General features: G+C 72.4%; 8 protein-coding genes. 2 read left to right on the top strand and 6 right to left on the bottom strand.

Annotation, left to right across the window (positions count from 1 at the left end; translation table 11 throughout):
* Window positions 1-1,932 (top strand): tetratricopeptide repeat protein (locus tag PPSIR1_RS32135; RefSeq protein ID WP_045117183.1); only part of this gene is annotated, 1,932 nt, incomplete at its 5' end.
* 26 nt (window positions 1,933-1,958) lie between these two features.
* Entirely contained in the window at window positions 1,959-3,314 is a 1,356-nt protein-coding gene (locus tag PPSIR1_RS32130) for an ADYC domain-containing protein (protein ID WP_045117182.1), read from the top strand.
* A gap of 6 nt (window positions 3,315-3,320) precedes the next feature.
* On the opposite strand, the gene PPSIR1_RS44430 is transcribed toward PPSIR1_RS32130, so the two are convergent.
* The 6 genes from PPSIR1_RS44430 to PPSIR1_RS32100 all read right to left on the bottom strand — a co-directional run bounded on the left by PPSIR1_RS44430 (window position 3,321) and on the right by PPSIR1_RS32100 (window position 11,395).
* Window positions 3,321-6,164: an asparagine synthase-related protein gene (locus PPSIR1_RS44430; RefSeq protein ID WP_157596190.1), complete on the bottom strand. Its 2,844-nt coding sequence runs from the start codon at window positions 6,162-6,164 to the stop codon at window positions 3,321-3,323.
* Window positions 6,116-8,086, bottom strand: a complete 1,971-nt coding sequence (locus PPSIR1_RS32120; RefSeq protein WP_006975407.1) for a PqqD family peptide modification chaperone — start codon at window positions 8,084-8,086, stop codon at window positions 6,116-6,118. Before PPSIR1_RS32120 ends, PPSIR1_RS44430 begins: the two co-directional genes overlap by 49 nt.
* 31 nt (window positions 8,087-8,117) lie before the next feature.
* The gene (locus PPSIR1_RS32115) at window positions 8,118-9,044 is read right to left on the bottom strand and encodes a hypothetical protein (protein ID WP_006975406.1); all 927 of its coding nucleotides are present in this window, start codon (window positions 9,042-9,044) and stop codon (window positions 8,118-8,120) included.
* A gap of 16 nt (window positions 9,045-9,060) precedes the next feature.
* The gene (locus PPSIR1_RS32110) at window positions 9,061-9,945 is read right to left on the bottom strand and encodes an MbnB/TglH/ChrH family RiPP precursor modification enzyme (protein WP_006975405.1); all 885 of its coding nucleotides are present in this window, start codon (window positions 9,943-9,945) and stop codon (window positions 9,061-9,063) included.
* A gap of 25 nt (window positions 9,946-9,970) precedes the next feature.
* Window positions 9,971-10,153: a hypothetical protein gene (locus PPSIR1_RS32105; protein ID WP_006975404.1), complete on the bottom strand. Its 183-nt coding sequence runs from the start codon at window positions 10,151-10,153 to the stop codon at window positions 9,971-9,973.
* Window positions 10,154-10,441: 288 nt separating this feature from the next.
* Window positions 10,442-11,395 (bottom strand): aldo/keto reductase, encoded by a 954-nt coding sequence (locus tag PPSIR1_RS32100; RefSeq protein ID WP_006975403.1) that lies wholly within the window; start codon window positions 11,393-11,395, stop codon window positions 10,442-10,444.
* Window positions 11,396-11,478 lie beyond the last annotated feature (83 nt).

The raw sequence follows: 11,478 nt of genomic DNA, 5'->3' as shown, positions 1-11,478 counted from the left end.
CTGCCCTACGCCGGGGACACCTGGGCGCGCGTCGAGCCGCGCCTGCGCGGCTACGCGGGGGAGTGGATCGAGCGCAGCCAGGCGAGCTGCCGGGCGCACCACGACGGGCGCCTGTCGACGACCCTCTTCGATCGCGCGACGGCCTGCCTGGCCGAGGGCCGCGACAGCCTGGACGCCCTGCTCGAGGTGCTCGAGGGCGCCGACGCGGGCGCGGTCGAGGGGGCCATCGACGCCGTCGCCAAGCTCCCGCGGCTGAGCGCTTGCGTCGACGAGGCCCGGCTCTCGGCGGCCCTGCCCGAGCCCATCGACCCCCAGGCGCGGGCGACCATGGCCCGGGAGCGCGAGCGCGTCGCGCGAGCCCGCGTCCTGTACACGACGGGCCGCCACGCCGAGGCCCAGACCCTGATCGCCGCGGCCCTCGAGCAGGCCGAGGCCCTGAGCGAGGCGGGCGAGACGGTGCTGCTCGCCGAGGTCGAGCTCGCCCGGGGGACCCTCGCCCAGGAGTCGTGGAGCGCCGAGGAGGCCGACGCGGGGCTGAGCCGGGCCCTCGAGCTCGCGCTGGCCGTCGGGCACACCGAGGTCGCGACCGAGGCGGCGGCCCGGCGCCTGCACGTGCGCGGGACCATGCAGTTTCGCCTCGACGAGGCCCTGGTCGACGCGAGCTACGGCGGCGCGCTGCTCGAGCGCAGCGGCGGGCAGACCCCGCTGGCGTGGCTCTACCTCAACAACGCCGGGACCCTCCTCGACACCCGCGGCAGCGACGACGAGGCCCGGGCGCTCTACGGGCGGGCCCTCGCCGCGATCGCCGACGAGGGCGACTCCATCGAGGCCGTGTTCACCCGCTCGAACCTCGCCCAGCTCGAGGCCGAGCACCACCGCTTCGACGAGGCCATCGCGAGTCAGCGCCGGGCCCTGGCCGAGGTCGAGCGCCTCTACGGGTCCGAGCACCCGATGCGCGCCACGCTGCTGTACATCCTCGCCAACACCCTGTCCAACGCCGGGTCCGTCGACGAGGCGACGCGGGTGGTCGGCGAGGCGCTGCGCGTGGAGGAGGCGGTCCGGGGCGAAGACAACCCCGTGCTCAACCCGGAGCTGACCCTGTCGGCCAAGCTCGCCAATCGCCGCCGGCGCTACGCCGAGGCCGAGGCCTTTGGTCGGCGCGCGCTCACCAACGAGGCGACCAAAAATTTCTTCAGCGTCGGCTTGCGCCACGCCCACGGCGACGCGCTCATCGGCCTGGGGCGGGTCGACGAGGGGCTCACCAGCCACCGGGAGGCCGTCGAGATCGCGCGCGAAGTCTTCGCCGACCAGGTCTCGCGCCAGGCCTGGGCCAACCAGGGCCTGGCCGTCGCCCTGCTCGAGGCCAGCGAGCAGGTGAGCGGGGCGGGGGACTCGGGCGCGCTCGTCGACGAGGCCCGCGCCCGCGCCCGCGAGGCCCTCGATCTGCGCGAGGCCAACCCCGAGTCGAGCGCGGTCGAGCTCGCCGCCGCGCTCGCGTGCCTGGCCCGGGTCGAGCTGGCCCGTGGAGACCGCGAGGCCGCCGCCAGCTTGCTCGCGCGGGCGCGGGAGACCCTGAGCGGGGCGGTGCCAGACTCCAGCCCGCTGTTTGCTCAGCTGTGGCTGATGACGGCCGAGCTCGCCGAGCTCGAGGGGGACGGCCCCGCGGCGCGCCGAGCCTACGGCGACGCCGTGGTCACGCTCCGAGCGCGTCGGGACGAGGACGACCCGGATCTGGCGCGCGCGCGCTTTGGCCTGGCGCGGGCGCGCGCAGCCGTCGAGGGCGGAAGCGCAGGCGCGGAGGAGGCTCACGCCGCGCTGGCGGTCTACGAGGCCCTGGGCCCCGCCTACGCCGCGGAGGGGGCGGAGCTCCGCCGGTGGATGGGCGAAAAAAACTTCGAGCGCCGCGATCCTTTTGCGCAGCGCCCGGACTAACCGAGCGAAGGCAAGAGGACTTGGCCATGACCACGCGACTCCAGCACCCGAACCGTCTGTCCCTCACTGCTCGCGGCCTGGCCTGCGTCGGCGCGCTGCTGCTCGCCTCCGCCTGCGACCTCGAAGAGGGCGCGGACTTGGACGCGGACCTGGAGCTCGACGCCGCGGGCCACGACTTCCGCACCGGGATCTACAACCCCTTCCCCGACCTCGACGTGAACGTCGACCCGACCTCGGGCCGCCGGCTCAACACCAACCACAGCGGCGGGTGGGAGTTCTCGACCATGATCACCAGCCCGACGGCTCCGCTGCCGCCCAAGGGCGTGCGCCTGGTCAGCGTCGAGACCGGGGCCTTCCAGCAGAACATGAGCTGGGAGCAACACGACACCCCCGAGCACGTGCAGGTCGACGTCGCCAGCCTGGGCACGGCCGAGCACATGCTCGTCGGAGCCGTGGCCGGCGGGGGACCCAACCTGCGCCACTCGGACTTTCACGACTCGACCTGGACGGTGAAGATCGATGGCGCTGCCCTCGATGATTGGCAGAGCAATCTTCAGGGCGTCGTCGCCACCGAGGTGTGGGAGAACGGTGAGCGCTTCGCCTTGGTCGAGCTGCGCTTGACGGTGGGGTGGAGCAACCTGCCCATGGGCGGGGGCCAACCCGATCCCCAGGGCAGCTCGGAGGAGGCCTGGGAGAAGGCCTACGCCGGGGTCGGGGGCGTGCCGCTGTACACCTTTTGGTTCGAGAAGGACGGCAGCTTCGATCCCGACGATGTCGGCTGGTTCCCGACCTGCGCCAAGCCCCAGGGGGCCACGCTCTACAACACCGCCGCGGTGATCTACGAGGACGTCCTCGTGGCGGAGGACGGGCCGGACACGGGGCAGGTCTCGCAGCACCCCGACGCCCTCTACATCGGCTGCGTGGCTGGAGCCGCGGGGAAGGCCGGGACCTGGGGCTACTGGCCCGACTCCATGGGGACGAGCACCTACCCCTCGGCGAGCTTGATCAACTTCGAGACGACGGTGCGCATGGTTCGGGCCGACTACTGCGGCGACGGGGTCTCCCACACCAAGGAGGGCACGCTCATCGGGGTCGCCGATCGCATGGCGATCAACGACCCCGAGCTCAACCTGAGCGCGACGGCCGAGAGCGGCTACGAGGCGGTCTGGTACGCGGGCGGAGCCGACTGCGTCAACTACGTCCGCGACCCCAGCTTGGGAAGCTCGGTGTCCTGCGGCGGCATCGTCAAGCCGACCTGCACGCAGCTCGGCTCGGGGTCGACCTACAGCTACTTCCAGTGGGCGCCCTACACTCACTTCCTGACCTACGACCCCGCGGCCGTGCCCGTGCCCACGATCTCGATCCCGCCGCTCACGCTCTGAGCGCCCTCAGCCTGGCGCGACGACGACGGCGCGCCAGGCCACGGGGTAGCGCTCGCCCTCGCTCCGCAGGGCCTCGATCAACCGGGGCCGCAGCTCCTCGTCGGGGACCTGCGCCCAGCTCGGGTGGCGGAACATGGGCAGCAGCAGCCAGCGCACGTGCTCCTCGGCGGCCATGGACACGGCGCGGACCTGGCTGTGGACGAGGGTCCAGCCGGCGGCCTCGGTGGCGGCGACGCGCTGCTCGAAGCTGGGCTGGGGCGGCGGACCTCGGCGCGCGCCGGGGCGGCCGGGCGGTCCCTGGCGGGGGCTCGGACGGAACCCCGAAGTCTTGGCCCCGCGCAGCGGGTAGAGGTCGTGGCGCGCGAGGACCTCGGCGATGGCCTTGCCTTGGGTCGGCTCGGGCACGGTGAAGGCCAGGGTCCCCCCGGGCGCGAGCAGCTGGCGGAGGTCGGCGAGCACGCCCGCGTAGTCGGGGAACTGAAACAGCGCCGCGTTGCAGAGCACGCGATCGATGCGCTGCTCCCCGAGCACGGGCAGCAAGGCGGGCGCGAGGGCCCCGGCGGGGGCTTGGGCGAAGTGGACCGGCGAGCCCTCGAGCACGCGGCGCGCCTCGTCGAGCATCTGCGCCGACCAGTCCACGGCGTAGACCTTGGCGAGCTCGGGCTGACGCTCGAACGCGGCCCGCGAGGTCGCGCCCGTGCCACAGGCCAGATCGATCACGCGCATGCCGGGGCGCAGGTCGGCGAGCTCGGCGAGCAGGGCGTTGCTGGCCGTGTAGGTCTCGAGCTCGAGGGCCGCGTCGGCGTAGCGGTCGGCGCCCCGGGTCCAGCGATCGTGGAGGAGGGCGCTGAGGTCGGCGGGCTTGGACTTGGGTTGAGGCTTCACGGCGGTCTTGGGTGAGGGCTGGGGAGACGCGAGCTCGAGGCCCCGCCAGTAGGCGTCGAGGGCCTCGCCGTGGCGCGCGTAGAGCTGGGCGACGCTCAGCTCGCGGGCGCGGGCGACGGGCAGGGCGTCCGCAGGCACGCCGAGCGCGCTCGCGTCGAGGAGGTAGAGCGCGGCGAACAGATCGATGGACACCAAGCTGACCTCGTCGAGGGCGCAGGCGGCGAGGGGGTGACCCTCGCGGTGTCCGGCGGGCATCCACGCGCGGCAGCGGGCGTTGAGCTCGGCGCGAACCTTGGCCAGGGCCGAGGGCGCGGCGATCTTGGCCCGCTCGGTCAGGTCGCGCGACAGCGACTCGGGCAGCAGGCGGCGAGCCGCCGCGCGCAGGGGCGCCTTGCCGGGGATCGGGCGCCCCTGCGCGTCGCGGACCAGCGCGGACCAGGGCAGGCGCTCGGCGACGGCGGTGATCGGGCGCGCGAGGTAGGGCAGGCGCACCTCGAGGCCGTGGGCGAGGGCGCCGTGGTCCCAGCGCCGCAGGTGGTTGACGACCAGGCGGTCCTCGGCGAACAGGCGCATGAGCGCCGTCGGGGTCCCCAGGGGACCCTCGGCCTCGGCGTCCTTGAAGGCCTGGAATTGGGCGCGCAGGCGATCGCCGGCGCCCTTGGGTACGGCGCCCTGGCGGACCATGCGGTTGTAGCCGGCGGCCATGGAGCCGATGGTCCGATGGGGGACTTGGTGGTAGCGGTAGCCGGCGAACAGCTCGTCGGCTCCGTCGCCGACGAGCGCGGCCTTGACCCACTGGCGCGCCCAGGCCCCGCCGAGCTCGGCGACGGTGGGCGCGGCGGGCAGCCCCTGGATGGCGACGGCGAGAGGCCACGCGGCCTCGACCTCGTCGGCGCTCACGATGCGCTCGTGGTGGACCGTGCCGAGCTTGGCCGCGAGCGTCCGGGCGGCCTCGAGGTCCGGGTGCTCGGGGTCGTCGGCGAGGGTGAAGGTGTGCACGGGGCCCTGGGCGTGCTCGACGAGCAAGGCCGCGAGCAGGCCGCTGTCGAGGCCGCCGGACAGGAACAGGCCGACGGGATGATCGGCGCGGGCGTGGCTGGCGACGACGCCGGGCAAGCTGGCGACGAGGGCGTCGACGGGGTCGTCGACGCGCGCGGCCGCGGCTCGAGGGTCGGGCAGGGGCGGCTCGGCGCGCGGGGCCGGCGCTCCCCGGAAGTCGAACAGCGTCTCGCGCAGGCGCCCGTCCTCGCCGACGCGCACGCGCAGCTCGTGGCCCGGGGGCAGGCTGACGACGCCCGCGAGCAGGGCGTCGTCGCCGAGGGGAAAGCCGATCGCGCCGAGCTCGACGAGGACCGCCGGATCGAGGCGTCGACGGACGCGGGGCTCGGCGAGCAGCGCCCCGAGCTCGGAGGCGAACACCAGCGCCCGGCCCTCGGGCTCCCGCCACAGGAACACGGGCTTTTGGCCGTGGGGATCGCGGGCGAGCACGAGCTCGTCCCCGTCGACGATCGCCGCCGCGAACATCCCGTCGAGCTGGGCCCACAGCGAGGAGCCGAGGGCCCGCCAGCCCCGGGCGAGGGTCTCCGTGTCGCAGCTCGAGCGCGGCGCCGGGCTGCCGGCTCGGGTCAGCGCCGCGGCGAGCTCGGGGTGGTTGTAGAGCTCGCCGTTGAAGGCGAGCACGGGGCTCGCGTCGTCGCCCGGGTCGAAGCGCCACGGCTGCGAGCCGCCGGCGTCGTCGAGCAGGGCCAGGCGCGTCGAGCCGAGCACCGCGCCCGCGCGCGGGCAGGGGACCACGCCCGCGCCGTCGGGGCCGCGGTGATGCAGGGCGCGGACCATGGCCTCGACCACGGCGAGCGCGCTGCCGCCGTCGGGGCCCGAAGGGCCCGCCTCGATGACTCCAGCGATGCCGCACATGGTCAGCCCGCGGGCGCGTCGACGAAGGAGATCAGCCCGCGCGTGTACCACCACATCAGCGTGCGCGCGAGGACCTCGAGCACGGCCTGAGGCGGCTGACCGGTGCGCTCGGCGAGCTGTTGAATGATGGCCCGGGTCGTGCGCGCGCCGTCGCACAGCTCGAGCAGGTTGCGGCTCTGGGGGTTCATGGCGAACACGTTGCCGCGCATGTTGGCCTGCTTGTGGAAGGCGAGGGTCACCGGCTGCTCGGGGCTGCAGCCGTCTTGAGCCCAGGGCAAGCTGGCGGGCAGGGCGGTGAAGCGCTCGACCCGGACCCAGCGCGTGCGCAGCGGGGCCGCGTCGAGCCAGCGCTTGTCCTGGAGGGTGACGCAGTCGCGGCGCCCGAAGGGACCGACGAGCAGGTCGTCGTCCTCGAGCACGCCCATCCACGCGACGCCCTCGGTCGCGCGCAAGGTGTCGGCCCAGCTGTCGGGCGTCGACCCGGCGGTCTCGACGGGGTGCTCGCGCAGGTACTCGCAAAAGCGCAGGGCGTCGCGCTGGGGCGTGGCCAGCTCCTCGGGGTGAGCGGCCAGGTAGGCGTCGCGGGCCGGGTCCATGACCGCGTCGCCGTAGGCCACCCACAGCGTGTGGGCGAAGTCCTTCAGCATCGCCGCCCGGTCTTCGGGGACGTTGCGCTCGGCGGCCGGGATCGCGTTGGGGTGACCCTGGCGCCGCTTCAGCACGTCCTCGAACACCCGGACGAAGCCCTCGGCGTAGGGGCGCAGGGGCTCGAGGCCCAGCTCGATGCTGCGCCCGGCTTCGGCGATGGCCTGGGCGCGGCCCGGCTCCGTCAGCACGGACCGCAGGGCGCCCGCGAGCTCGGCGTGGTCCTTGGGGTCCTCGACGATGAGCACGTTCTCGCCGTGGCGCAGGTCCTCGCGGTAGGCCTGCTTGTTGGCGATCTCGCGCGAGACGATCAGGCACGCGCCGCAGGCGAGGATCTCCGTGGGGATGGTCGGCGTGTGGAAGACGATGGGGAAGTCGCGCTCGAGGAAGGTGACCGCAGTGCAGGCGCGGATGAACGCGGGGACCTTGTGGTGGGGGATGAAGGGCAGCACCCAGGTGCACTCATCGAGCCCGAGGCTGCGAACGAGGGCGCGGTAGCGGGGCAGCTCGCGGCCGCGGGTCATGGCGATGAAGTTGAACTTCAGGCCGTCTTCGCGCAGGGCCGCGAGGGCGTGGAGCAGGTCGAAGGAGCCCTTGGCCTCGCCCAGCTTGCCGTAGATGCCGACGGTGGGCAGGCTCGGGTCGAAGCGTTCCGCGGCCGGCCCGATGTCCTCGCCGCGGCGGCGCTCGGCGACGGCGGCGATGTGCGCCCGCATGTCGAGGGGCTCGGTCTCGGGACAAAAGCGCTCCGTGGGCAGGGTGAATTTCTGCGGGTTGTAGATGGCCTCTCGCTTCACGCCCATGGCCATGAAGCAGCGCGGCGAGGGGGTCAGCACCGCGTCGGCGCGGGTGATGAGCTCGCGGTAGGCCAGGTGCACGTCGGGCTGGATCATCAGCCGACCCAGGTCGCTGCCGGCGTGCTGGACCGTGTAGGGCACGCCCGTCCACAGCGAGGCCATGTGCGCCGCGACGCCGTAGGGCTGGAAGTAGTAGCTGTAGATGAGCTCGCAGTCGTACTGGCGCACGGCCTGGGTGGCCAGCGAGGCCAGGCGCTCGGTGAACATCCGCCCCTGGGGGATGTGGGTGTAGCGGCGGGTGTCTCGCTGGGGCTGAACCAGGCGCACCCGTCCGCCGCTTTGGGCCTCGTACTCGAGCCAGCTCATGTCGTCGTCGAGGAGCTCGATGCGGTACTGGTCCTCGACCAGGTCGGCGTGGGTGACGACGGTGACCTCGTGGCCGAGCTCGGCGAGGCCGCGGGCCAGCCAGAAGCTCCGGGACGAGACGCCGCCTTGGATGGGGGGGTACTTGATCAGCGCACAAATTCGCACGGGGAACTCCTGGGGGTCGTTGGGGGAGAGGTCAGTTGGGGGCGCCGACGGGCGCGGCGGGCGGAATCTCGAAGCTCAGCATGTCCATGGCGCGCACGCCCGAGAGCAGGCGCCACACGCCGTCGAAGACCGCGGCGTCGGGGAGCTGGGGGGACCAGGTCTGGCGAAAGTCGCGGACGAGCTCGGCCACGTTGCGCTCGCCGTCGCAGCGCTCGAGCAGCCAGCGGGTGCGCTCGTTGACCCGGATGTAGCGGATCGAGCGACGCCCGGGCTCGCGCGCGACCATCAGGGTCGTCGGCGGGGGGGCGGGCTGCTCGGGGAGCTCGAGCTTCTCGGTCACGCGGCGCACGAGGTCGACGATGTCGCAGGGGAAGGTGACGAAGCGGTGGTGCTGGCCGAGCACCGGGCGCAGCGCGGGCACGATGCCCTCGTCGGCGCCGAGGGCATGGGCCAGCCGCAGGTTCCGCTCGGCGCAGGCGCGGGCCGAGGCCGCCGCCTGCTCGTCGGCGAGGAGCTCGCCCTGGACCCGCTCAAAGGCCAACACGGGCGCGAGGTGGGGCCCGGCGTCGTCGCGCGCCTCGGCCCAGGCGCCGACGTGGGCGTGGAACCACTGGCAGTCGCGCACGACCTTGTGGGGCACCTCGGCGACGTTGCGCGAGGGGTGCAGGCGGGCGAATTCGCGGAACAGCGGGCCGAAGTCGTCGCGCCGCATGAGCAGCTCGATCAGGGCCGGCGAGAATTTTTGGATCAGCGTCAGCCGCTTGTAGAGCAGGTCCTCGGCGAACTCGAGGAAGCGCTCGAGGCCCGCGTCGACCAGGGCCTGGACCTGGGCGGCGTCGAGCTCGTAGCGCGCGCGGAAGGCCTCGGGGTCGTCGCGGAGCAGCTCGATGGCCGCCGGGATCACGGACAGCTCGGCGATGGCCCGCTGGAAGGCGGGGGTGTCGATGGTGCTGGTCATGGGCGATCGAGGGGGCTCAGTGGCGGTGGGCGCCCGGGGCCTCGAGGCCTGGTCGGGACAGGGAGCCGGGCTTGCCGAGGATCGACTGGGCCGTGCGGATGTCCGCGAGCAGCTCGCCGAAGTCGTCGGGGTAGTTCTGGTCGCGCTCGATGATCACCGCGCCGATGCGCGTGCGCTGGGCGACGTAGTCGAGCAGCTCCCAGACCTCGGGGTGCTCCTCGATGGAGTGGCTGTGCGAGTCCATCCAGCGCTCGCCGCGACGGACCGAGCCGGCGAGGTGGATCTGCACGACCCGCTCGAGGGGCAGCTCGTCGAGGTAGGCGTAGGCGTCGTACTCGAAGTTGTGCGCGTTGATGAACAGGTTGGTCAGGTCGAGGAGCAGGCCGCAGTCGGCCCCCTCGATGACCGCGCGCACGAAGCTGACCTCGTCCATCTCGCCGGGCAGCGGGAAGGCCCGGGTGATGTTCTCGAGCAAGAAGGGCACGCCGAGCTGATCCTGGAAGGCGCGGGCCTTGGCCACGCAGCGCTCGACGGTCGCGCGGGTGTGGGGCAGGGGCGTCAGCTGACCGATCTCCAGGCCCTGGGCCTGGGTGAAACATAGGTGGTCGCTGTACCAGGGCGCCGAGACGGCCTCGGTCAGGGATACGGCCTCCTCGACGTTGCGCGGGTCGAAGTCGCCGTGGGCTCCGATGTTGAGCTCGAGGCCGTGGGGCAGCAGGGGGAATTTCTCGGCCAGCTCGACGGCGGGCGTCTGCCCCTCGGGGACATAGTTGAAGAAGTGATCGGCGACGATCTCGAGCACATCGATGGCCTCGATGTGCTCGAAGATAGGCTCGCGAAGCTCACGCCGGAAGCCGAGTCCGACGCCGAGGCAAGGAAGATCCGACGACAGGCGTGCCATGGTGTCCGCGAGCCTTCAGGTCAGCTCAGCCGCCCAGCTTGGAGCCGATGGAGCCGCACAGGCAGCCGCTGCCGCAGTAGCAGGACAGGCAGGTGGCGGCGGCGGACTCGGGCTTGTAGCCGGGGCCCATGTCGACGAGCTCGAACTCGAGGCCGGTCGGGCTGACGTTTTGAGTTTGGGTCTGGGTGTTCTCGGTGTTGTTGTTCATGATTACGGCTCTTTCGCCACAGTGTGTCGTGGCATCGAACTGCCTCACATCAATGTGGACAGTGTGCTGTGGACTAACACGCCGCTGTCAGGTCGTCGAGCCGGCGGGGAGGCTTGGAGTGGAGCTGGGCAGGAGGTGGGGAGACTGATCGCGGGTCGGGATCAGAGGCCAACTCTCCGAACGGAGAGGGAGCAATATGCGCGGTCTAGAACGAGTTCAGGCGCCGATTTGTGAATCGGCGCCTGAACCTTTGCGAGCGTTGCGGGCGGCTCGAAGGCCGCCCGGAGATCACTCATCCCAGAGTGTGGCCAGGCTGTAGGGGCTGCCCGGGGGTGTCCAAAATGTTCCGTCAATGTATCGACGCTCGCGGTCGAGTGTGAGGATTAATTGGCGTGCGTCTGCGTCGAGCTCAATGGACGCAGATGCGAGGTTCTGAGCCAGCCGCTGCGGGTTGACGGACTTGGGGATGACGCTGGTCCCGCGATCGATGGCCCAGGCGATCAGCACCTGCGCGGGGCTGCACCCGAGGCGCTCGGCGATCGCGGCGATGCTCGGGTCTTCGAGCAGGACCGGCTCGTCCGCGGCCTTGAAGCTGGCGGCGCGGTCCCTCGAGCCCAGGGGCGAGTAGGCGGTGACGAGCACCCCGCGCTGGGCGCAGGCGTCGACGAGGGCGCGCTGTTGCAGGTAGGGGTGGAGCTCGACCTGGTTGCAGGCGGGCTGGACGCGCGCGCCCTCGCACACGCTGGCGAGCTTGGCCGCGCTGAAGTTCGACACGCCGATGTGTCGGGTCTTGCCGGCGTCGACGCAGGCCTCGAGGGCGGCCCAGGTCGCGGAGATGGGCAGGTCGTCGAGGCTGACGAAGTCGGAAGTCTGCTTGGGGAGGACGGCCCCGTGGACGTGGGCGACGGGCCAGTGGATGAGGTAGAGGTCGAGGTGCTCGAGGCCGAGGCGCTCGAGGGTCGCGTCGAGGGCCGGCCCGACGTGCTCCGGGGCGTGGCAGTCGTTCCACAGCTTCGAGGTGATCCACAGCTGGTCGCGGGTCACGGTGCCCTTGGCGACGCAGCGCGCGATGGCCTCGCCGATCTCGGCCTCGTTGCCGTAGATGGCGGCGCAGTCGATGTGCCGGTAGCCGAGCTCGATGGCGGTCTCGACCGCGGCACCGACCTCGCCGGGGGAGGACTTCCAGGTGCCGAGGCCCAGGGCGGGCATGCGATCGCCGTTGGCGAGGGTCAGGTGTTTCATGGCTGGACTGTACCGCTTCGTCGCGCCGGGGATTGGGGAACACCCCGGGCGTTCGGGGGGATCCCCTGGGACGATTGGGGGCG

The sequence above is a fragment of the Plesiocystis pacifica SIR-1 genome (assembly GCF_000170895.1).
Lineage (GTDB): Bacteria > Myxococcota_A > Polyangia > Nannocystales > Nannocystaceae > Plesiocystis > Plesiocystis pacifica.
This window is presented reverse-complemented; position numbering and strand designations above follow the sequence as displayed.